This window comes from Okeania sp. SIO2C2 (assembly GCF_010692625.1).
Classification (GTDB): domain Bacteria; phylum Cyanobacteriota; class Cyanobacteriia; order Cyanobacteriales; family Microcoleaceae; genus Okeania; species Okeania hirsuta.
In genome coordinates, this window is sequence record NZ_JAAHGM010000018.1 from 1 (window position 1) to 22,574 (window position 22,574).

The following is a 22,574-nucleotide window of genomic DNA, read 5'->3' on the forward strand; positions in this document are numbered from 1 at the left end:
TTTTTACATCTAAATTGACGGCCATTAACAAGTAGAAAAACATCAAAGCTACTCAAGGGAATATCTCTGACTCTATATGGATGAGATTGATGGATTTTATCTGTAGTCTTTTGAGGGGGGAGGACAAAAGGAACCTTTAGCCAATATTTACCCAAATAGCATTAATCCTAATTGTCAAAGATTAAATTTTGACTTTTTCCCAGAAATGTCTTAATCACTAGGCAACTTTTCGCCAGAGCAATAATCGCAAATTCCGCCACCTAAAGAAAAACAATAGCACTTAGCAGCTATATCTTCAAAGTTAGTTTTCTCCTTTTGAGAAGGTTCAAATTTTACCCAAGGTTCTTCAAATTCATCATCATATCTCATCCACTTACCTTCATCACCAAGTATCTTATAACAATTACCACTACCACGAGGAAACAGGACTACATAGTCTTCCTGAAATATTACATAGTATCCTCTATCTCTCCATTCTTCTGCTAAGGCCATATTTTTTTCGGTTTTTTTGAATTATGTGTTTAAATTTTAGGTGTTGGTGAAGCGCGTGTATGATATTAATTTTAATTACTTAGGAGTCAACCCACCCCTAACCCCTCCCAGGAGGGGGAGGACTGAGTCAGGAGGGAAGAAAGAAGAAGAAAGAGAAAGTTTTTTGGTCGCATAAATGCAACGGAGTTCTATTGATCTCTTATCCGGACATAATATCATACCTCTTTTCACCAACGCCCTAATTTCTAACTTCTGACTTCTGACTTGCGCGTAGCTCTATATCTATTGAATAGGAGACTCGATCGCCAAATCTCCTACTACTGAATTAAAGAAAATTAACTAGCTAACTCTTTAACCTTACTCATAATACCTTCAGGATCGATCCCTTGATGGGGGAACTGTTCCCATAGACCACCACAACCTTCTTGGTGAGTAGCTAGATAACCAAATTTAGGAGTCAGACCGCGCTCCAATAACCAAGAACCAAAACGACTACCTAAACCTGTACGACGGTTGAACGCTTCAACAACCAATACAAAAGGAGCACTACCAACTTTCTGCAACATATCTTCGTCAATGACATTGAGAGTAGGTTTATTAATCAAACCAACATCTATTCCTTGCTGCTTCAGACGTTCCACTGCATCAAGAGAGCGGTACAACGCATCACCAAAACTGACAATATAACCTGCTGTACCTTCCCGGATAACTTCATCTTTCCCAGGAGTAAACTTATAACCTTCACCAAAAAATTCATTACCATTGCTGTCTAACAGAATTGGTACTTTGGAGCGAGTGGAGAAGATAAACCGCATTCCAGTTTGAGTAAATACTGCTTCCACACAAGCTTTCATTTGGTTCGCATCAGCAGGGAAATATAAGCGAGTTTCATAACCATCATCAAGACCGTTATCAGCAAACATATTATTGATGCCAAAATGACAAGTATTGTCTGCCATGTCATCTATACCAGCGTGGGAGAAGTGACACAAAACGTTCGAGTTGTTCAACCGCGCCATTGTAATTTCAGAAATACACATTTCTAAGAAAGCACTGAATGTGGCAAAAATACCTTGCTTCCCTGCTTCCATACCAAACCCCGCAGCAGCAGAAAAATTGCCGCGCTCCATGATACCACCACTAATAAACCGCTCTGGAAAAGCATCATGAATTTGTTTGAAACCGCAAGAACCTTCTAAGTCACTGTCAACAAATAAATGATTTTTGCGTTCCTCTTCACTCATACCTTTGAGGACGGATACCACACTTTCACCAAAGACGTTGCGGTTGGAACCCATTTTGTCACTTACACCCATGAATGTGTAACTTTGCTTTGGTTTTTCAATATCTTTAAGATAGTTAACTGCTTCAGTTCTACCTTTTGCTTCTAGATATTCGATCGCTAATTTTAGAGGAATCACATCATGTCCGTGGGTAGAACCTTCTAGACCTTCGATACCCACACTCATTTTCCGCTTATTAATCACAGCGATCGGACCTTCCGTTGTAGCCGCTTGACATATCCGTTGATACAGACCATCTAAATCTTCCCCATCTCCTTCAAGCACAGTTAAGCCATGACCTGCTAAAGTTTTGTTGAGGTCATAACCTTTTAAATAATCAGAAGGATGACCTGCAATAGTAACATCATTATCATCAATTATCAATTTAACATTGAGATTTTGTGCTACTGCCATTCTAGCTGCTTCAGCATCGTTACCTTCTTGCTGGGAACCGTCAGAACCTAAGCAAAAGACTAATTTATCAGGATTTGCCATTGCCACACCGTTGATATAAGGCCACATATGACCTAATCTACCGGAACTGAATTTTACCCCTGGAGTAAATCCTAATTCTGGGTGTCCTGGTAAATGAGAATTAGCTGCCCGATAATTTACCAGACGTTCCACAGGAAGTTCTCCTGCTATAGCTGCCATTAAGTATTGAGTAGCTACGCGGTGTCCAGCTTCATCAAAGAAAATAGGTACAAATTTTTCTGCTGCACCTCGGAAAAAGGCATCTAAAATCATAACTTCGGGTACTGTGTCATAAGGGCCACCTGTATGACCTCCTACTCCTCTAGCAGCACCAGTGGCGGTGAAGAAGATTATTGTATCACGGCAGAGTTGAATATTTGCTTTGAGTGTGTCGCGTTGTTCGTTGGTGAGAGTTGGGTTTGTGGGGTCGAGAGAAAGTGGTTTATAGCTTCCTATGTCAATTGGAAATGGTGCTGTAGTAATTGTCATGGTTAATAAGAGTGATAATATTTATCTATCGTTTTATGTATCTGTGTCCATGATTTATTTCATACCTATGATCAGGGATAAAATGTTTATGGGCAAAGAATTAAAGAAAGCCTACCATAGTTGGTGAGTTTTTTAATAATTATTTTATTTTTTTACTAAGGGTGCTTAAGACTTTAAAATCTACTGTATAGAACCCCTAAGTGGTATCTTCATAAATACTAAGTTTTTTTAGCTAGGAGACAGGAGACAGGAGACAGGAGACAGGAGGTAATACCATTTTTCCTTTTCTTTGGAATGCTACGCAAACGAATTGAATCTTTTTTTTCTGAGTGTTGCGCTATAGTCGTCTCACTAAATATAGGACTTATATCATATCCGCTGAATAGTATAATAAAAAACTTTCTTCTTTTTTCCTCCTGACTCCTGATGACTGACTCCTCCGTAGCTCGTGTACTTATGGTATAAAAAGAAAACGTAGAAATGTTCTCCAAAATATCCCTGTATATTATAAAGTCTACTATTCAACATGAAAAAAACTCTATTTTTAAATCCCCCTTCCTTTGATGGTTTTGATGGAGGTGCCGGAGCTAGATACCAAGCAAAACGAGAAATTACTTCTTTCTGGTATCCCACTTGGTTAGCTCAACCTGCTGCTCTAGTTCCTGGAAGTAAATTGGTAGACGCTCCTCCCCATAACCAAACAGTGGAAGATGTGCTGAAAATTGCTAAAGATTATGAACTGGTAATTATGCACACCAGTACCCCTTCCCTTCCCAATGATGTTAAATGTGCAGAGGCAATTAAAACTCAAAACCCTGAAACACAAGTAGGTTTTGTAGGCGCTCATGTGGCAGTTTTGCCTGAAGAAACCCTTAAAGATAATCCAATTATTGATTTTGTCTGTCGCAACGAATTTGATTATACCTGTAAAGAATTATCCGAAGGAAAATCTTTTGCAGAAATTAAAGGGTTGAGTTTCCATGATTCCCAAGGCAATATTCACCATACACCAGAACGAGAATTGATTCACGACTGGGATGCTATGCCTAGTGTTTTTCCTGTTTATGCAGAACATCTAGATATTCGTAAATATTTAATTGGTTATTTACTCGATCCCTACATCTCCTTATATACAGGTAGGGGTTGCCCTGCTAAATGTACTTTCTGTTTGTGGCCACAAACTATTGGCGGACATCAATACCGCGCTAAAAGTCCCGAAGCAGTAGGGCGAGAAATGGCAGAAGCAAAAGCAATTTGGGGTAGTTCTGTCAGAGAATACTTTTTTGATGACGATACCTTTACCATTGATAAAAAACGAGCGATCGCTATTAGCGAACATTTGAAGCGACTGAAGCTAACCTGGAGTTGCAACGCTCGTGGAAATTTAGATTACGACACTCTTAAAGAATTGAAAAATAACGGTCTACGTTTGCTTTTGGTAGGTTTTGAATCTGGAAATCAACAAATTTTGGATGGAGTCAAGAAAGGAATTAAGTTAGAAGTCGCCCGCAAATTTATGGAAAATTGCCATAAGTTGGGGATTAAAGTTCATGGAGCTTTTATTCTCGGTTTACCCAATGAGAGTAGGCAAACTATTGAGGAGACTATCCGTTTTGCTTGTGAAGTAAACCCCCATACGATTCAAGTCTCGATCGCTTCCCCCTACCCTGGAACAGAATTATATAGTCAAGCTCAGGAAAATGATTGGTTTACTGGCGATGCTTTGGTTGCTAATTCTGGAATTCAGATGTCATCGTTACAGTATCCTAATTTGTCAGGTAGTGAAATTGAAGATGGAGTAGAGCAGATGTATCGTCGGTTTTATTTTAGACCGAAGTCAATTATTCCTATAGTTGGTGAAATGCTAGTAGACCCGCAAATGTTAGTGCGTCGTTTGCGTGAAGGTAAAGAATTTCTTTCTTATCTGAGAGAACGTCATCAGAGAGCAGCGAGTCATTAATTGGCTAAAAGAAGTCAGATTAATCTACCTGTTTCTCAGTCAAAGCTTTATTCTAATTTTCTTTCTTCTAATTTTTTCATAAATGCTGTGTTGTTATCACGCACCAGCATCAATTAGTACGATTCCAGGTCGATAACCTCTATCTAAACTACGCTGCTTCATAAAACCGACATAAAACGTCATATAGTCAGGACTTACGCAAAGACACTATATATAGCGCATAGTAAATAGAGCGATTGCTGACGCAAAGCTCCGCTAACGCTATAATTTTTTCAGCGATCGCCCAGTATTTCTGATTCTATCTCTATCCATAAAAACTTAAATAACCGTCATTTTAATTGCAGCATATTTGAGTTCAGATACTAGATATTTAGGCGTTGGTGAAAAGAGGTATGATATCTTGTCCGGATAAGAGCGCAAACAAAAAACTTTCTCCTTCTACTACTCTTTCTTCTTCTTTCTTTCTTTCTTTCCTCCTGACTCCTGACTCCTGACTCCTGACTCCTAAATAATTAAGATTAATATCATACATTAATTCACCAACACCGATATTTAGATAATAATTGATGTTTTAGTTGATAAATAGTTTTTCCCAGAATGTTTGCCATTTTTTTCAAATGATTCCAAACCAACATAGCACAAGCAATATGATTTATAGCGCTGTGTGCAGGCAACAGCTCATCTGGCAACAGCTCCGGAAGGGGGAATAAATTGCCGTTTGCGCAGCATTCCGAAGGAATAATATAAGATTTTAGCTATTTTGCCCCTCCTGCAATTTGTAAATATACCAGCGCTCATTGCTATATTTGGATTTTTCTCAGACGACATTGACAGGAACCTAGACCTGTTAATTGCTTAATTATGGCGTGAAATTATTCGATTTTCTATCTGGTTTGAGATTCAAATTCTACATCATCTTTACTGCATTAGCTCTCGTCATTAGTAGTAATATATTCTGTTGGTGTTGGTAGAAACATTTACCCAGAATAGCTTGACTGTCTTGAGTGCGTCTTACATTCTGAGGAGACCTCGCCAATTAGCACTCGCTTTTTATTCCTTGGAAAACCTTTAATTTTAATTATTTTACCTGATATTTTTTCTGATTCATTCCAGCTTAATTCAGCAATATTTTTATATTTTTCTACACCACCAGTGTCATCTACGTACGCGATTTACTTTTAAGGGGCAATAATAAATTTTTCCTAGGTTATCTATCAATGCCATTAATCTTGTTGTTGCATACAAATTATCCATTAATACAGTTTTAAATAGTAATTTCTTCTTTTTGACCACATTAAATATTATTTATTCAACATGATCTATTTTAGTTTTATTGTCACTATCTGGGTCGTAAATACGATAATCTTTTATCCAAAATCGTTCGGTTTTGGGATGAAAATATATACAATTAACTATTCCTATACTCAGAATTACTTGATGTACCGATACCACTATATTGTCGTCGCGCAAGTGCCTCTTTTCCTTCGGAATGCTTCGCAAACAGAGGAGCTTTGCTATCAATATAGGAGCAGGAATAAAGTTTTTTGCTTATTGCCAATTACAGGAGTTTTCCAATTAATAAGGTACAAAGTTTTATAACTCTAGGAAACAGGAAAAAGAATTAACAAGCTGTACCTCATTATCTAGGCAAAGTGCTATTATATCAATAATTTTACTGACGGCGATCGCCTATTGTCACATCGGTAATAAAATCCATCAATAAGCTATTAAATTTCTCTGGTGTTTCCCAATGTGGAGCGTGTCCCGCATTGGCAATAAATTGAATTTCTCCATTCCAAAGGGTAGGAATTTTCAATCCAGCAATATAATCAGCATTTACTAACTGCTCTTGTTCCCCATGAATAATCATTAAGGGAATAGTCATATTACCCACAATTTCAATCTCGTTTTGATAACCACCAGGGGTAATACTTGCACCTAAATTACCACGCGCTCTGCCATCAGTTAAGGAAATATCTTCTAATAAAAACTCAGGAATTTCTTTCATATCCGGTCTGAAGAAAGTCGTCACATACGCCAACATATCCTCTTGACTTAGTTCCGCAGTGAAACCCAACCTCAAAGATGGATGTGGCAAAAAAGCATTTTCTAGATCGGGAGGGTTGTCAGCAATTGGTGGCGTACCAAAGATAACAATACCTTGTGCATCAGTAAGTCGATCGCTAGCTTCTAAAAGAATATGTCCGCCTAAACTCCAACCTACAAAAATTGCATTAGCTGATATTTTAGTGCAAGAATATGGTCGTTATTTTAACTTAAAAACAGCTTCTTTTCGAGGTGGATGTTTGACAGGAACAAGTCATTCCGGGGCTAAATTACATGGTTTTTTATCTTATTTGATGAAATGTACTATGACTGGAGAACCGTATGAAATTTATGGATATAAAGGCAAACAAGTGCGCGACAATATTCATAGCTATGATTTAGTTAATGCTTTTTGGCATTATTATCAAGCTCCTAGAGTAGCTGAAATCTATAATATAGGAGGCAGTCGCTTTAGCAATTGCTCAATGTTAGAAGCCATTGATTATTGTCAAGTAATTACTGAACAAAAACTTAATTATAGTTATGTAGAATCTAATCGAAGTGGAGATCATATTTGGTGGATAAGCGATATCCAAAAATTTCAAAATCATTATCCTGAGTGGAAATTAACCTACACCATTTAAAGATATATTAGAGGAAATTTTTATGAATAATGTCAATCGTTGGACTAAAAAATAATTAGTTTCTCTCCAACTTTTTACTAATTATTCCAATTCCCTCTAACAACATTTTATTACCGCTACTTCCAGCTAGTCATACTATCATTATTTGTTAATTCCATCAATACCATATCTGCTAGTTCTCCATTAGGCATCTGCCATGATTCATACATAATTTCTCTAACTACAAAACCGAGATTATTAAACATATTAATTGACCTATTGTTTGATAATAAAGCTACAGCTCCGATTCTTTGAATATGTAATTCCTGAAAAGCATAAATAATTAGTCGTTCTAATGCTAGGGTTCCGTATCCTTTATTTCTATATTTTTTATCCAGAATTGCTATCCCAATTTCAGTAGTCAACAAATCCATATTCAAGCCTTTTAATACTACATACCCAATCGGAAAATTTTCTAGGTTTAGGTAAATTCCCAATGGTAGAGGCTGACTTTTGCGAGAATAAGGGAAAGCGTAACTTGAAATTGCCTCTATAAATTCTTCTGTTTCATTAGGTTGAAAAAATGTATTCCAACCCAGTAAATCTATTAAACTTTCGTCTTGAGCAAGCTTGATTAAGTGCTTAATATGACTGTTTGCCATAGAAGCTAAAAAAAACTTCGATCCTGCTGCTTTATTTTCTTGCTCTAATAATATTCTTTCATCCATAATTCTGTTATAGCTTGAATTTAACCATGAAATAAAATCAACAAAAGCTCCTGATGAAAGTAATAAACAGAGTTGCTAATCAGAGATTTTAAGTGTTGTTTTATTTCTGGATTTAGATAGCAATTTTTCTAAGTCATATCATGTCCGCTGGTATCGTTTGTGTAAAAGTTGGGTAAATATTTACCATATTTAAGGTTTTTCCTTTTCTTCTTTCTTCTTTCTTCTTTCTTCTTTCTTCTTTCTTCTTCCTTCTTCCTTCTTCCTTAACTTCTCTATACAATACCGATGCTACCGGACATGATATCAAACAATTAATAATTAACAATTAAAAATTATCTATTCTGATAAAGAATAGGATTTTCCTCAAGGAAATTTTTTTCTTTTTTCCCCATGAATGGAGAGACTTTATACCTTAATTTTTCGGGAATATTTTTTAATGCTGATAATTCCTCTGTTTCCTTTAATTATTGCCAAATTAATTCAAAACTAATATGTTTAAAAACACAGATTTTGGAATTCATTAATCTAAACGAGCTGCAAATCCCATAAGTATACAGCGAGCTTTTTCCATATCTTCCCGACGACCCAAAGTGCTTAGGCGTAAAAAACCTTCTCCACTCGAACCAAACAATGAACCAGGTACACCAACAATTCCTGCTTTGAACAACAGTTGGTTAAAAACATCCCAAGAACTCATTCCCTCCGCTCCTTTAACCCATATATAAGGATTATTAGTACCACCAAAACAGGTCAGTCCAAAAGCTTCTAAACCTTCCCTAAGAATTCTCGCATTTTCTAGGTAATAGTTAACAATTTCTTGACATTCTTGTTGACACTTTTCAGACAAAACAGCAATTCCCCCTTGTTGTGCTAAATTAGAAGCACCCCAAAACCGGATAGATTGACTAATTCTAAACATTTCAGTCAACTCTCCTGCTACAGTAGTATCGCTGGTAGGGGCTTTCTGCTTCATAGCACCCGCCTGACGAGATTTGCTCTCTTCAGGTCTTACAGTCGCTCCACAGACTGACACTGCGAGTCCCGCAGCCTTCTTGGTGGGCGTTCCCTTGCGTCTTTCGCCGACGCGGGTTCCCATCCGCAAAATATTTATACTTGCGTTTACGTCCCTATCATGGTGACTACCACATTCGGGACATTCCCACTCTCTAATATTTAGAGGTAATTTTTCTACTATATGACCACAATTAGAGCAGCGCTTGGAACTAGGGAAATATCGGTCAATCTTAATTAATTCCCGTCCATACCATTCGGCTTTGTATTCTAATTGTCTAACTAATTCTCCCCAGTTGGCATCATTAATAGCTCTAGCTAATTTGTGGTTCTTGACCATATTTTTTACTGCTAAATCCTCAACTACTATCGTTTGGTTTTCTCTAATCAGTTGAGTAGTTAGCTTATGGGTATAGTCAAGTCTTGAATCTTTGATATGAGCGTGTATCTTGGCTACTCTTAGCCTGGCTTTGTAATAGTTATTAGACTTTTTGTCGGGTTTTCTATCCAGAGATTTCTGGGCTAATCTCAGTTTTTTGTGTAACTTTTGAAGATTCTTTGGATTGGCAACTTTTTCTCCATCGCTGGTAGTTAGTAAACTGGCGATTCCTAAATCAACACCAACTTGCTTCTTAATCGGCTTAAGTTTTAAATCTCTAGTATCATTAACTCTCAAAGACACAGACCATCTGCCAGAGGGTTCAAGTTTGACAGTAATTGTGCTAGGTACACAACCTGGTGGTAGTTGCCTACTCCATCTGATAGGTAGTGGTTCTGCACATTTAGCGAGACTAACTTGACCATCTTTCCACTTGAAAGCTGCCTTCGTAAACTCAGCACTGCCACCATTCCGCTTTTTCTTAAAATTAGGGTATTTAGCCCGTCCACTAAAAAAGTTGGTGAAAGCAGTCTGTAGATGTCTTAAACTTTGCTGCAAGGGTACACTGCTGACTTCAGTCAGAAAATCCAGGTCTTCCTGCTTTTTCCAGGAAGTTAACATAGCAGAAGTTTGCTTGTAACTGACTCGCTCTTTGTTCTCATACCAGGCAGTAGTTCTAGCTGCTAAAGCTTTGTTGTAGATAAGTCGTACACATCCCAAAGTTCTCCGCAACAGACTTTCCTGCTCTGGAGTAGGGTAAAATCTAAATTTGTACGCCTTTTCAACCATTTACTGACTAATCTTGAACATTTACATTCTAACATACTATGTGTAAACCCCCAACATTGATTGGTTTTCCCATACGACGCTCCTCTGCGAGAGAGCGCGGGTCTTCAACCAACATTTTGATAATTTATGAAGCTGAAAATCTGGAACTATTGGTTACGGAACTCAAAGCAAATATACCAGATATCGATATCCAATTCTGGCCAGAAGTGGAGAACCTAGACAAAATAGAAGCCATATTAACATGGAAACCCCCTCTAGGAATAATGGAAAAGTTTCCGAACCTTAAAGGAATTATTTCCCTGGGAGCGGGAGTAGAAGAGATTTTAAGAGACCCTCATCTTCCCCAAAATGTACCCATTGTTCGTATTGTTGAACCTTGTGTGACAGCAAGAATGACTGAATACATCTTATTAGCTGTTCTTCGTTTTCACAGACAAGCATCTACATATCAAACATTTCAAAAAGCGCGACATTGGGAACCTTTACCTTTACCAGAAACCAGCTCCTGTACTATAGGAATTTTAGGTCTTGGTGTTCTGGGAAAAGATGCTGCTCAGAAACTCAATACTCTGGGTTTTCCAATTCGGGGTTGGAGTAGGACACCAAAGAACATTGATGGTATAGAGTGTTTTCATGGACGAGACCAATTAAAACTTTGCTTGAGTAAATGTCGTGCCCTGGTTTGTTTACTTCCCTTAACTAGAGAAACAGAAGGGATTCTTAATCGTGAAACCTTTTCAGCTATACTTAAAGGAGGTTATTTGATTAATGTTGCAAGAGGGCAACATTTAGTAGAAAAAGATTTATTAGAAGCATTAGATTCAGGTCAACTTTCAGGTGCTTGTCTGGATGTTTTTTCTAGGGAACCTTTGCCTGAAAATCATCCATTTTGGTCACACCCTCAAATTACAATAACACCCCATGTAGCAACTCAAACAGATTCTGAATATTGGACAAAACCGATTATAGATGCTATTTGTTGCCTTCGTGATGGTCTTCCTTTGAAGAATGTAGTAAATTGTGAACAAGGTTACTAAAAGTTCTAGAACTACTTATTTAACATCTCTTGAAAATGGAATTCCAGTTCTTGGAGACATTATAACCAAACATATCTTGATAGTGAGTATCCACCAAATATTGGTCTTCATGGAACCTTAACCAATTGGTCAAATCATCCAATTTCTGGTTTCCCTTTTTCACTTCATTGTCATCTTCCCAGTTTTGACTCCAAAATTCCCATAAATATTTGTTCGTATCTTCTACAATCATGTAATCTCCTGTTTGCAAACCATGATTGTGAAAATGATTGACAACGGCAACTGGATTGACATGAGCATCTTCTATAATTAACCAAGGATGAGGAAACGCTGCTAACGTTTCTGGGGGTAAAACTTCACTCAGTTCATTACAATCACCTTGTAAAAATTTTACCCTAGAGTCCGCTTTGGCTTTCTCGTCAAGTAAGGAAAGATCGATATCAACGCCATAGACATCTCCTTGAATTCCCATGACCTCTAAGCAATCAGCGAACCAAACTGCGCTTCCTCCATTGAATGCACCAATTTCAACAATTGTTTTTGGTTGCAATTCATACAAAAGCATGGGATATACGGCAATTTCCATGACACCTTTAGAGAGAATAATTCCTTTCCAGGTTTGCAAAGTGGTACTCTTTGTAAATAATTTTTCCCAAGCTCCCAACGGAAGATCGCATTTTTCTTCTCGCTCAGATATTTTAACAAAACGATCTACTGATACAAGTTCCTGCTTATGCTTTGCTTCTTGGACAACACTTTGATAATCCATTGAGATTTTATTGTTAATTTTCTAAGTCATCTATTCACGATATGAGGGATCAAGGCGATCGAGCAAACACCGATTAGCTGCCCATACCTTGGCAACTTCCTGGTTTTGGAAGGTTGGTTCTTCAAACTGGCGGGCTGTATGTTCGCAAAGATCGGGTGGTGGTATAATAGGCTTGTTTCCAGCACCTAGTGCCTTGACTTGTATCTCACACGCTCTATTGAGGTTGTACATATAGTAAAATGCTTCGGCGACAGTTCTACCCACAGTTAAAAGCCCGTGGTTGCGCATAATTAAAGATTTCTTTGCTCCTAAAGATGCAACAATTCGTTCCCGCTCATCAAGATCTAGTGATATACCCTCATAGTCATGGTACGCAACACGATTATAGAATTCCATGGAAGCTTGGTTGAGTGGCAACAAACCTTCTTCCATAGCAGCAACTGCCATACCACTAATGGTATGAGTGTGGACGATCGCATGAGCATCAGGACAACCTAAGTGAATTGCACTATGGATAGTGAATCCTGCTTGATTCACTTCAGCGTCTGTAGCATCAATTTTGTTACCATTGACATCAACTCGCACTAGATTTGATGCACAAATCTCATCAAACAGCATACCATAAGGATTGATTAGGAATATAGCTGGTTCCTCCTGAATCCGGAGTGAAATATGGCTATGGATTGTGTCTGTCATCCCGTAGTAGTGAATCAAGCGGTATGCCGCAGCTAGTTCTACGCGCAACTCTTGTTCATTCTCAGAGTAGGATTTTCCTACAGTTTCTATGGTTTTCGTAATGCTCATATTTGTATTCATAGTTATATCAATCAGGACTTACGCAAAACATCAATTTATACACTATCTGTAGTTGCAAGTCGCGAAGCATCTGTAGTGGCGATAGGACTTACGCAAGGAATCTACATATAGCTAATGCAAATGCCATTTGCCCCTACAGATGCTGCTTTAAAGATCAATTTGCGTAAGTCCCAATCTTTATTTTCCGGACTTTTTTTTCTCTGATTTCTCAATCAAAAACTACTAATCACGATATGAGGGATCGAGGCGATCAAGTAAACGACGATTGGCTTTCCAGTTGCCTAATATCTCATCGTAATAGCTGGGTTCTTCGTACTGGCGTGCTGTATGTTCGCAAACTTCTGGTGGTGGAATGTTAGGCTTAGTACCAGAACGAAGCACATTGACTTGAACCTCGCAGGCTTTGTTGAGAAAATACATATAGTAGAAAGCTTCGGCAACAGTTCGACCCACAGTTAAAAGTCCGTGGTTTCTCATTATCAAGAATTTCTTTTGTCCAATAGATGCAAATATTCGATCGCGTTCATCAAGGTCAAATGATATCCCCTCGTAGTCATGGTAGGCAATGCGATTGTAGAACGCCATCGATGTCTGGTCAAGGGGTAACAGCCCCTCTTTCATCGCAGCCACTGACATCCCATTAACACTATGGGTGTGTAGGATTACATTGGCATCAGGACGTTCTAAATGAATGGCGCTGTGTATAGTGAATCCTGCTGGACTTATGTCTGCGTCTGTAGGGTTGATTTTATTACCATTGCCATCAACTGCGACCAAATTTGATGCACAGACTTCATCGAACAATAGATAATGCGGTTTTAGGAGAAATATTGGTGGTTCCTCATTAATGCGCAGGGAAATATGACCGTATATCATGTCTGACATCCCGTAATAGTGAACCAAACGGTATGCAGCAGCAACTTCTACGCGCAAGTCTTGTTCATTCTGAAGGCAGGACTTGGCTGCAGTTTCCCTGATTTTGGTAATGCTCATACTTGTATTCATAGTTACACCTATGTTAATTAGGGTTTGCTGATTAAATTTAAAATCATTGACAGATCAAGCTTTTAGCATTTTTAGGGCTGGAAAAAGTGCCTGCTTTGAGGTCAAAAAGGTTCAAAAAGTTAGCAGAAAAGGCTCACTAGGACAGAAAAATTAACAGACCATTTTTCCGACTACCTCCTCTATAACTCCCATTCCTCCTGACTCTGTAGGGACGTTGCATAACAAAAATGCGTTTTCCTGACGGAATGCTCCGCAAACATGTTGCGCAGCAAAACGTCCCTACCTCCTGAATCCCACCCTTACCAAAAGACTTCCATAAGCAAATCCTAATTAGCACTAAAGGATATCAGCAAAACCTCTTCAGGAAAATAATAAACCGAGTTTCTGAGCAATGAATTGAGGTATCGTTCCATCTTGGGATGAGACAGTAATTCTTCCAAGGTAATCTCGTGCGATTCAGATAACTGCTCTGTTTCCTTATCCTTGTTAAAGCAGTTAACTGTTGCCTCATGTTTGATGTAATGCTCTAAACCTGCATGATCATCAGCTTTTATTGCCTCTTCATAGAATATCCGATGGACTTGATGCTGAATCCCACATTCACTCAAACTCTCTATGACATCTTCAGCAGAGGTAAATCCTTCGCCTTTTCCTTCCTTGAAAATTTGCAGGTATTGCTCGTAGAAATCGACATAAAAAGATTTGCGAGTAGCTAAAGCAATAAATCCAACTCCCGTATCCTTCAGCAAACTAGCACACTTTTTCAATACAACCCCTAAATCCTGGCGTGGAATCATATAAAAGCCGTGCATGGACCACAATAAGTCATAAGCATTTCTTTCCAAATTAGCCGATTGAATTGTATTAACATATTGTTTTCCTTGCTCTAAGGGAAGATGGATTTTATGACTAGCTTGAGCAATTGAACTCTCAGAAGGATCTAAGCAATCATACACAATATTGCTAATTTCTTTATCAAGTTGGATGTAGTGACTAAAAGCTTGCAACCAGCGCCCTGTCCCACAAGCAACATCTAGTAATCTCAGAGATGAATTTTCGCCGTGATGATATTGTGATAAAAAAGTACCCGCCCAGTCGAAACGCTGCGCCAACTGCCAATAATCAATTACTGGATCTTTGTCTTCTGGACTTCTTTGTTCAACAGTAACACTCGGAACTGGCAAAACAAAAACCCCAATGGGTTCATTTATAAATGCTTTCCCACTTTCCTCAATCTCAGCCAATCTCCAAAATGCTTGGAGAATCTTAGCAAATTTTACTTCCTGAAGCTGGCGCAAATCGCATTCCATACAAAAGGACATAATTTTAACGCCTGTTTCCAACCCTTGGAGACATTCAGTTACATCCAGACGAGCATCGACATGGTAATACTGATGCGGATGAGATTGAGTATCCAGTAAATTTCTAATATCCTCTGCTGTGAACATCTCGTTTTGGTTCCCTTTTGCTTCCAGCATAAACTCGCGCTGAATTTGAGGGATACCTGTAGCTGTTTGGTGGACAATGACCACCTGTCCCCCTGCCTTCGTTTGCTTTAAAGCACTTTGGATTGCTTGGTAAGGCTCATCAAAATAATATAAAACATGGGTCAACAGAACTAAATCGTATTTCTGTTCGCTTTCAAATCTACCTGGTTCAAAATTTTCATCACGCACGGACACTTCTACATTTTGGCCAAAAGATTCTTGGTTGAGCCGTTGTAGAAAGCGATCGCGATGAATCTGGTTAGGTTCAAGTGCTACATATCGTAACTGTTTCCACCGTGGATTAAGTCTGGGAATCAAACTCTGTATAATTTCTAAATCTATATCACCCTCGCCACTACCAATACTAAGTACCGAGAAGGTATCATCTTGGTGTGACCGAGAATAACTTGCCTCTAGTAATACTGTGACATTATTGCGAAACCACTCAATGGCAGAAACTGTCATCGTCGAAGCTGCCTTGCGTAATTCATAACTCTCAGCGTAAAACTCATCATCCAGTGGTGGAGCGACAAATTTTTGATGGTGTGGCGAGTGACGATCAATGTCAGAATATTTCAAGTTCTCTGGATATTTGTATTGAGTTTTCATTGTAAAAAATAAGGTAAAAAAGATCTAGAGTAATATCATGTCCGCGGTGATTCTAGAATTAAGTAGGAGAATAAATAATCTAGGTCGCTGATAACCAATAGCTTCTGGCGAATAGTGCCCCCTTCTTTGAGATTAAAATTACGAATACAGCCTGATCGCTTCGCTCACCATTTTCTATGAAACTGTTAGCAATAGCTGGAGGCCAGTTAGGCAGAGCATTAAAATCTCTAATTTTCATCCATACTTTATCAATATGAGCATTGATAACAGAACTTGTAAAAACTTTAACCATTATCTTAATCTCCTCTACTGGTTTCTCTATTTTACATCTCAGACTTCCCTGAATCAACAAATCCCTCTAATTAGGGTTTGCTGAAAAAGTATTTTAGTAGGGGCAGGAGACAGGAGACAGGAGACAGGAGACAGGAGACAGGAGACAGGAGAAATGGATCGGGAACGAGGAAGTAGGAGCGGGCGTTTTGTAAGAATGATTTTTCGGCCCAACTATGCGCCTAAAATACGCTCCATGCATGAGCGTGAAGAGCTGAAACAGGCGCACTTTTTTCGTTCCCAAAAAGGCACTTGTCTTTATATGTCAATGCTTTTATATTTAATCAGCAAGCCCTAATTAATAGATTGAATATAAAATTACCACTTCATTAATATATGATAGTGTTTTTGCATCTGAATCCTTACGGATGGGGATTTAAACCCCAATCAATTGTAAACACCCCTGGAGCCTGGGGTTTTAGGCCCTTGATGCAAAAGGATCAAAAAAATTAGACTTTAGACATATGTAAATTATTAGTAATGAATTTCAAACTGGAGCCTATATGTTGAAATTTGCTTGGTTCAAGATTGAAAGACATATTCTTGTTAAAGGTAAATCTTCTCCGGATGACCCCAATTTAAAAGATTATTGGAGAAAACGCTCAGAAATGAAAGTCAAATCTGAGTTAATCAAAAGCAGACAAAAAATAGCTCAAAAGCAGAAATATGTCTGTCCCGTATGTGGGGAATCTTTACTAAATGATCAGGAATTACATCTTCATCATCAAAAGCCAAAAAGACAAAGTGGTGGAAATAATTATGGCAACCTACAACTTGTTCATTTATTCTGTCATCAGCAAATTCACTCTGGAACAGTGAGTAGTTTATGACTTGCTTGAGCCGGATGCGGTTTGCGTCGCACGTCCGGTTCTGAGGGGGCGGGGTTATAGCGATATCACCTTGCTAGCCGACTATTCTAGCACCAGTTGATTTGAATTTTCTAAATCTGACTTAGACTTAAATCTATTTAATTCAGTTCTAATCTGAGTTAGTCTAACTTTTGATGACTCCAATTCTAATTTAATACTTGAAAACTTATCTGATGTATTTGACATATTCAATATAGCAAAACATAATTACTTTTTAAATTTAATGACCAGACCTAACATAACTCACATAAGACTTATCGAGTAGTTTTTGATAAGACAAAATACTAGACTCTGAACGACCTTCACCTCGTGTACCTTCAACAATCCAAATATTAGGATATCCATTATCAACTCGATATTTACCATGGCGTTCAATACTTTTTAAACTTGAATGTTCGCTTTTTCCATATTCACAAAATATGACTTTTTGCCATCCTAAATTATTAAGTAAAGATTGTAAAAAATCCTTTGAATAAAGAAACTGATGACCCCATCCGTGAAAAGCACGATTCATAGAAAATGTAGAATCAATACGTTTTTGTGGATTAGTTTCTGACAGATTAAAATGAGTAGAAAGTACCCACTCTAGGGAAGGAGTAGAAAGTCGAATTACCCCACCAGGTTTGAGACTTTTCCAAACATTATTGAGAAAAGCGATCGCTCCTTCGAGACTTAAATGTTCGAGAAAATGTTCCCCATACACATATTCTAAGCCATTAAAAGGCCAAGGTTTAGTTACGTCCATAACTTGGTCAATACCGGGAAAGGGACGAATATCCACATTCCACCAGTCGGCCATGATATTATGGGGGCCACAACCCACCTGGACTTTTTTAATGCCGTTGGGATGATTTGGATTATTACGAGAGATATTATTTTTGGTTGATAGATTCATAGATTTTTTCTCGATCAAGGTATTTTTGTATTAATACCTAATTTTAATTAAAGATTTTCTAATATTGCTAATAAACGAGGCACGTCTTTGTGTATGGCATCCCAAATAATATCACAATCAACTTCCTTATATTCATGAGTAACTCGATTACGCATACCTTTGATTTGCCTGACAGGAATTTGTGGATGGGAATCTATAAAAGTGCTAGATAATCTATTCACTGCCTCCCCTAAAATAATGATTTGATACAAAACAGAAGATTGGGTTTTAGCATCTGTTATAAAATTCTCTTTATCCATCCCTTTTGTAAAATCTAAAATTAGATTACAAGCAGTAACCAAGTCTATAACTATCTCATCATCTCGTGACATACAAAACCTGGGCACTACCTAGAATATTTTGACGACGAATCCAATTACGACTACATTGAATTGCTTTCTTGGAAACTACATCTACATCCCTACCAAAAATTATTTTTAATTCTGACTCTATATTCTCTAAGTCAAATAAAGAAATTCTAGCTTCTGGTGCAAATTGAACTAAAATATCTACATCGCTATTTTGATTAAATTTATCGGTTAAAATTGAGCCAAAAACTGATAACTCTGTAATTTGCCACTTCTGACAAAAATTATGGATTTTACTTTCTTTTGTTTGCAGGCGATCGTAAACAATTTTGTTAACCTCTATAGCGGATTGTAGAATATTTTTAGTATCACTCATCGTTACTTGTCCGTTATTATTAATCATAAGTTAGGTTAAGTATCTTAAATACAGAAAAAAATTAGCAAAATATTAATTAATACAACTAAATATAGATTGAATTTGGCTTAAAAGCGATCGCCTAACTCTTACTTTCTTCCTCCTGACTTCTTTAATTCAAAAGCAGTATCCATTACCCTAAATCTGAGACTTTCAACTGGCTTACTTTTACTATCATAGCGAAAAGCGTGATGTCCATTCCCTTTACCTGCTTTTTTTAAATCTCCTCGAAATTGGCCGGCAACTATTCTATCAATAACCCTACCATTCTCAAGCACTTCAACAGTTAATTGCATAAAAGGAAAATCTAGACACCATACCCAACCAGGGATAAAATTACTATTTTCAGAATCAACAAATCCTTCAAAGGATAATTCTCCTGTATTTTCTCCTCCTGGTATCAATGCAATTGCTTCTCTAGCAATTATTATTGGCTTTATATTACTATCAAATTTTTCAGTCAGCCGATTTTTTTTGTCTTGGTTAAAATTAAATAATTTTCCTGATTTAACGTCTTTAATAATCACATTATCTTCTGTTTTAAATCCTGAACTATTAGCAAACAAAGCTTTTTGAGGAATCTCGATATTGTGCAGTTTAAAGAAAATTGTCATCAGACCAAAAGTGCTAATCATTTGTGGCATATTCAATCCCACTGTTTTTATTGTATTTAGTGTTTTTTGTCGGTCTATCAATTCCCAGAAAGGAGATTCTGTATAGTCAGCTAAAATTTCAAAGATGGCTGCTCTAAATTTGGGATTTTTATTAATAGTGTGTTGCCAACTTCCATGTTGTGGTAAATTTTTAGGAGTATGAATTGTCTGTTTGCCCGATTTAATTAATTTTTCCTGCTGATTTTTGTCAAAGGGTGTCAAAGATGACCTGACTAAAAATATTCCCATGTTTAATTTCCTTTTAAATTTAGTGAGAAACTGGATTTCTTCAGCATTAATATTTTTCTCACAACCATTAAACCATAAACCCGGTTTCTTGAGGTGGGTTACCGAATAATTAATAATTAATAATTAATAATTAAATTATTCTGGCTTAAAGCCGACCCTTTTAAGGGGAAAATAAAGAAATAATACTTCCTTATATTCAATTCCGTAACGGTTTTAACCTTCTTGTAATTATCAATTATCCATTATCCATTATCAATTAATGAAGGTGGATGGGAATCTCATTATATGATTTTGTATAATTATTTCGGTCTCACCCACTCTAGATAAAGACTAAATATTCAAGATAAAACCAGGAAGTACATCTTCCCCTGATAAATTTGTGGGAGAGTCTAATATTTCTACTTCTTTTTCTTGCCTATAAATCTCCACGCGACGATTTTTTATATCAATTAGCCAACCTAATTTTACTCCTCCATCTATATATTCCTGCATCTTTTTTTGCACATCCTTTAAAATGTCAGATGGTGACATTAATTCTAATACAAAGTCTGGCGCTATAGGAGGAAATTTTTCTCTCTGTTGGGGAGTTAGTTTATTCCATCTTTCTAATTGAATCCATGATACATCGGGAGAACGATTGGAACCATTGGGAAGTTTGAAACAGGTGGAGGAGTCGAACACTTTTCCTAGTTTTGTTTGGCGATTCCAGATTACAAAATCGGCAATAAGAGAAGCGTTATATTCTCCAGTTTCTCCTCCGGTAGGTGGCATTATTGTTATTTCTCCTTTGATGTTACGTTCAAATTTAATTTCGGGATTATCTCGACATAATTGATAGAATTGGTCGTCGTTAAGTTTGAGGATATTGTTAAAATTGATGGTTATAGCTGTCATGGTTTTGGCATTATAAATCAATACAATTCAGTTCAGGATTTTTTTTTTGCAGTTCTGTAATCTCAAAAGCTCATCTAATGGTTCCATAGCTTATGAATTTTCGTTGAAATTGAAACAATTTATCTTTTAAATAAGTGTCTTTTCCTCTATAGAATTTTAATTCTAGATTATCTGACCATTCTGGGGATAAAATATCCAGTACAATTCTATTATTATCAATATTTACATTACTTGTCATACTCAGATTTTCTAATTTTTTTTCGGATATAAATACAGCTAAAAAATGAGGATTTATGGCTCTGATGCTAAATCGCAATAAATTATGATTTGCAAAGCTATGATGATGTTTTGATTGAAATTGTTCGATTTTAAGCTCTAGTTTTTCTTGGTTAAAAAATTGCAATATAAATGAACAAGTATTTCCTGTTTCTATCAGCTTTAGTCTAAATTGATTGTGATTAATTTTTTCTACATTGAAGCTCTTAGGGATGTGCAATAAATACTCATATAAATTAAATTTTTCATCTGCAAAAGAAGATGACTCAATATCATCAAATGTGACTACATAAGGAAAAGGTTCTCTCACAAAACATAAATGTCTAATGGCAAAATTAACAGGATTATAATTCTGTAAATTATATGATGGAGTTGCATCTCCTAGAATATAATCAAACACCTCAGAATAATCATATTTTATTATTTTCCCTGATACACCATTTCCTCTTCCTGAAAATCTTTGACCTTTACCATTAATTAAAACTAAGTTATGACCGAGGGAGGATGATGGAGAATTTTCCCTTGTATCATTAGCAGCACCAGAGTCAATAACTAGAGGTTGACCTTCAAATATTAATGTAAAAGAATTGTTATCTGATTGGTCGTGAATACCCTCAATATATTTACCACAATTGAAACTAACAATTGTTGCTTCAGATGACCAAGAATTTCTAACATTTAAATAACCAATATCGGAGCAAAAGCGACGTATTGATAAGTTAGTATTTTCTAGTTTAAATTCTGCTACTGGTGGTTGAGGCAAAAATAAGTAGGCATCAAATAGGGAAGAGAAGTTTAAATTGGGGTCTCTGCCATAAGTTTTTAATCCTTTGCTACCTATTAATAACTCCCAAATATAAGTAACCAGACTAGGATTTCTATTACCTACTATGGTTAAATATCCCCATAAACCATTATGGGGATTCCAATATGAATCATTCCAATTATTGAGGTACTTTCCACGGGGGAATGATTCATACAAATACCATTCAACTAAACGGTCTAATTTATCACTATATTTATTGTCTAAAAATTCTCCATTAACTTTAATATTTTTCTGGCGACAAATGCGAAGTAAAATCCCTAATATTTTGGAAACAAATCCACAATACCAGAGACCTTCTCTTGTCATTCCTTGGTCGGTAATCCCATCAATAAAAAAGTCTTCCACGCGAGTCATTGCTACATTTAACCACTTTTGTGCGTTTGGGAGATAATTAAGTAGACTAATGGCAGCGATCGCTAACCCGGAAAAAGCGATAATTCGATGATTCCAATTGTTGAGTTCTTTTTCTTTTCTTCCCCAAAGTTTACTGTGAGATTGTTGCCAAGTTTCTCTGGTTTTTTTCTCTATAAATTCTACTAGGACAAGATGTTCTTCTACGGTAAATAATTTGGGAGCTATATCTCTAAATAAGATAATTGCTGTTAGCACAAATGCTCTATGAATTTCTTCAGTAAACAGGTGAGAATATCTAGAAGAATTTTGGCTAATTTTGTTGACTATATTTTTAGCTAATTTACCAGCATCCTTATCCTCTGCCAACTTATAAGCTAAAGATAATTCCATCAAAACATTATAAATGACAAATAAGTTGGCAGATTCTGGTGTTCGTAAAATAGCTTCGGAGCCTAATTTTTTGGCATAA

The 22,574-nt window shown here is 36.9% G+C and carries 27 protein-coding genes and 1 pseudogene; 5 read left to right on the forward strand and 23 right to left on the reverse strand.

Annotated elements, in window-relative coordinates; translation table 11 throughout:
- Positions 1-155 (reverse strand): transposase family protein (locus F6K18_RS36650; protein WP_353735092.1); only part of this gene is annotated, 155 nt, incomplete at its 3' end.
- A 55-nt stretch (positions 156-210) separates the two neighbouring features.
- Positions 211-492, reverse strand: coding sequence for a hypothetical protein (locus F6K18_RS16580; RefSeq protein ID WP_287522311.1), 282 nt, complete (start codon positions 490-492; stop codon positions 211-213).
- 43 nt (positions 493-535) lie between these two features.
- Here F6K18_RS16580 and F6K18_RS16585 point away from each other — a divergent pair, with 43 nt between their 5' ends.
- Positions 536-667 (forward strand): hypothetical protein, encoded by a 132-nt coding sequence (locus F6K18_RS16585; RefSeq protein WP_287522313.1) that lies wholly within the window; start codon positions 536-538, stop codon positions 665-667.
- A gap of 160 nt (positions 668-827) precedes the next feature.
- On the opposite strand, the gene F6K18_RS16590 is transcribed toward F6K18_RS16585, so the two are convergent.
- Complete coding sequence (locus F6K18_RS16590) at positions 828-2,738, reverse strand: transketolase C-terminal domain-containing protein (protein WP_287522314.1); 1,911 nt, start codon at positions 2,736-2,738, stop codon at positions 828-830.
- 526 nt (positions 2,739-3,264) lie between these two features.
- On the opposite strand from F6K18_RS16590, the gene hpnJ reads away from it, so the two are divergent.
- Entirely contained in the window at positions 3,265-4,698 is a 1,434-nt protein-coding gene (gene hpnJ / locus F6K18_RS16595) for a hopanoid biosynthesis associated radical SAM protein HpnJ (protein ID WP_287522315.1), read from the forward strand.
- Positions 4,699-5,068: 370 nt separating this feature from the next.
- Here hpnJ and F6K18_RS16600 read toward each other — a convergent pair whose 3' ends face one another.
- The 4 genes from F6K18_RS16600 to F6K18_RS16615 form a co-directional block, all read right to left on the reverse strand.
- Positions 5,069-5,230: a hypothetical protein gene (locus F6K18_RS16600; protein WP_287522316.1), complete on the reverse strand. Its 162-nt coding sequence runs from the start codon at positions 5,228-5,230 to the stop codon at positions 5,069-5,071.
- A gap of 4 nt (positions 5,231-5,234) precedes the next feature.
- Positions 5,235-5,372, reverse strand: coding sequence for a hypothetical protein (locus F6K18_RS16605; protein WP_375341328.1), 138 nt, complete (start codon positions 5,370-5,372; stop codon positions 5,235-5,237).
- A gap of 631 nt (positions 5,373-6,003) precedes the next feature.
- The gene (locus F6K18_RS16610; RefSeq protein WP_287522317.1) at positions 6,004-6,168 is read right to left on the reverse strand and encodes a hypothetical protein; all 165 of its coding nucleotides are present in this window, start codon (positions 6,166-6,168) and stop codon (positions 6,004-6,006) included.
- Between the two features lie 202 nt (positions 6,169-6,370).
- Entirely contained in the window at positions 6,371-6,928 is a 558-nt protein-coding gene (locus F6K18_RS16615) for an alpha/beta hydrolase (protein ID WP_353735093.1), read from the reverse strand.
- Here F6K18_RS16615 and F6K18_RS16620 point away from each other — a divergent pair.
- Complete coding sequence (locus tag F6K18_RS16620; RefSeq protein WP_353735089.1) at positions 6,822-7,388, forward strand: NAD-dependent epimerase/dehydratase family protein; 567 nt, start codon at positions 6,822-6,824, stop codon at positions 7,386-7,388. The genes F6K18_RS16615 and F6K18_RS16620 overlap by 107 nt on opposite strands.
- Before the next feature lie 116 nt (positions 7,389-7,504).
- Here the strand turns inward: F6K18_RS16620 and F6K18_RS16625 are convergent, their stop codons facing one another.
- From F6K18_RS16625 to F6K18_RS16640, 4 genes and pseudogenes are all read right to left on the reverse strand, one after another.
- On the reverse strand, positions 7,505-8,095 hold the full coding sequence (locus tag F6K18_RS16625; protein WP_287522319.1) for a GNAT family protein: 591 nt from the start codon (positions 8,093-8,095) through the stop codon (positions 7,505-7,507).
- A gap of 133 nt (positions 8,096-8,228) precedes the next feature.
- Positions 8,229-8,402, reverse strand: a complete 174-nt coding sequence (locus F6K18_RS16630) for a hypothetical protein (RefSeq protein WP_287522321.1) — start codon at positions 8,400-8,402, stop codon at positions 8,229-8,231.
- Positions 8,403-8,615: 213 nt separating this feature from the next.
- Complete coding sequence (locus F6K18_RS16635; RefSeq protein ID WP_353735094.1) at positions 8,616-9,068, reverse strand: aminotransferase class I/II-fold pyridoxal phosphate-dependent enzyme; 453 nt, start codon at positions 9,066-9,068, stop codon at positions 8,616-8,618.
- Positions 9,057-10,274, reverse strand: a pseudogene (locus F6K18_RS16640) (RNA-guided endonuclease InsQ/TnpB family protein); the annotation flags it as partial. The gene F6K18_RS16635 and the pseudogene F6K18_RS16640, both read right to left, overlap by 12 nt.
- A 38-nt stretch (positions 10,275-10,312) precedes the next feature.
- On the opposite strand from F6K18_RS16640, the gene F6K18_RS16645 reads away from it, so the two are divergent.
- Complete coding sequence (locus tag F6K18_RS16645; RefSeq protein ID WP_287522322.1) at positions 10,313-11,311, forward strand: glyoxylate/hydroxypyruvate reductase A; 999 nt, start codon at positions 10,313-10,315, stop codon at positions 11,309-11,311.
- A gap of 19 nt (positions 11,312-11,330) precedes the next feature.
- On the opposite strand, the gene F6K18_RS16650 is transcribed toward F6K18_RS16645, so the two are convergent.
- The 5 genes from F6K18_RS16650 to F6K18_RS16670 form a co-directional block, all read right to left on the reverse strand.
- Positions 11,331-12,080: a CmcI family methyltransferase gene (locus tag F6K18_RS16650; RefSeq protein ID WP_287522323.1), complete on the reverse strand. Its 750-nt coding sequence runs from the start codon at positions 12,078-12,080 to the stop codon at positions 11,331-11,333.
- A 30-nt stretch (positions 12,081-12,110) separates the two neighbouring features.
- Positions 12,111-12,896: a class II aldolase/adducin family protein gene (locus F6K18_RS16655; protein ID WP_287522324.1), complete on the reverse strand. Its 786-nt coding sequence runs from the start codon at positions 12,894-12,896 to the stop codon at positions 12,111-12,113.
- Between the two features lie 222 nt (positions 12,897-13,118).
- Entirely contained in the window at positions 13,119-13,901 is a 783-nt protein-coding gene (locus tag F6K18_RS16660; protein WP_287522325.1) for a class II aldolase/adducin family protein, read from the reverse strand.
- 326 nt (positions 13,902-14,227) lie between these two features.
- Positions 14,228-15,997, reverse strand: coding sequence for a methyltransferase (locus tag F6K18_RS16665; RefSeq protein WP_287522326.1), 1,770 nt, complete (start codon positions 15,995-15,997; stop codon positions 14,228-14,230).
- A gap of 79 nt (positions 15,998-16,076) precedes the next feature.
- Positions 16,077-16,289 carry an SRPBCC family protein gene (locus F6K18_RS16670; protein WP_287522327.1) on the reverse strand — a complete coding sequence of 71 codons (213 nt, stop codon included), beginning with the start codon at positions 16,287-16,289 and terminating at the stop codon, positions 16,077-16,079.
- Positions 16,290-16,830: 541 nt separating this feature from the next.
- Here F6K18_RS16670 and F6K18_RS16675 point away from each other — a divergent pair.
- Positions 16,831-17,157, forward strand: a complete 327-nt coding sequence (locus F6K18_RS16675; protein ID WP_287522329.1) for an HNH endonuclease signature motif containing protein — start codon at positions 16,831-16,833, stop codon at positions 17,155-17,157.
- An 81-nt stretch (positions 17,158-17,238) separates the two neighbouring features.
- Here F6K18_RS16675 and F6K18_RS16680 read toward each other — a convergent pair whose 3' ends face one another.
- The 7 genes from F6K18_RS16680 to F6K18_RS16710 all read right to left on the reverse strand — a co-directional run bounded on the left by F6K18_RS16680 (position 17,239) and on the right by F6K18_RS16710 (position 22,495).
- A complete protein-coding gene (locus F6K18_RS16680; RefSeq protein ID WP_287522331.1) occupies positions 17,239-17,382 on the reverse strand; it encodes a hypothetical protein in 144 nt (47 codons plus the stop codon).
- 34 nt (positions 17,383-17,416) lie between these two features.
- Entirely contained in the window at positions 17,417-18,091 is a 675-nt protein-coding gene (locus tag F6K18_RS16685; protein WP_287522332.1) for a hypothetical protein, read from the reverse strand.
- Positions 18,092-18,138: 47 nt separating this feature from the next.
- A complete protein-coding gene (locus F6K18_RS16690; protein WP_287522334.1) occupies positions 18,139-18,462 on the reverse strand; it encodes a DUF86 domain-containing protein in 324 nt (107 codons plus the stop codon).
- Positions 18,449-18,841 carry a nucleotidyltransferase family protein gene (locus F6K18_RS16695; RefSeq protein ID WP_287522336.1) on the reverse strand — a complete coding sequence of 131 codons (393 nt, stop codon included), beginning with the start codon at positions 18,839-18,841 and terminating at the stop codon, positions 18,449-18,451. Before F6K18_RS16695 ends, F6K18_RS16690 begins: the two co-directional genes overlap by 14 nt.
- A 101-nt stretch (positions 18,842-18,942) precedes the next feature.
- A complete protein-coding gene (locus tag F6K18_RS16700) occupies positions 18,943-19,755 on the reverse strand; it encodes a hypothetical protein (RefSeq protein WP_287522338.1) in 813 nt (270 codons plus the stop codon).
- Positions 19,756-20,085: 330 nt separating this feature from the next.
- Positions 20,086-20,649, reverse strand: coding sequence for a Uma2 family endonuclease (locus F6K18_RS16705; protein WP_287522340.1), 564 nt, complete (start codon positions 20,647-20,649; stop codon positions 20,086-20,088).
- A 70-nt stretch (positions 20,650-20,719) separates the two neighbouring features.
- Positions 20,720-22,495 carry a heparinase II/III family protein gene (locus tag F6K18_RS16710; RefSeq protein ID WP_287522342.1) on the reverse strand — a complete coding sequence of 592 codons (1,776 nt, stop codon included), beginning with the start codon at positions 22,493-22,495 and terminating at the stop codon, positions 20,720-20,722.
- Between the last annotated feature and the right edge of the window lie 79 nt (positions 22,496-22,574).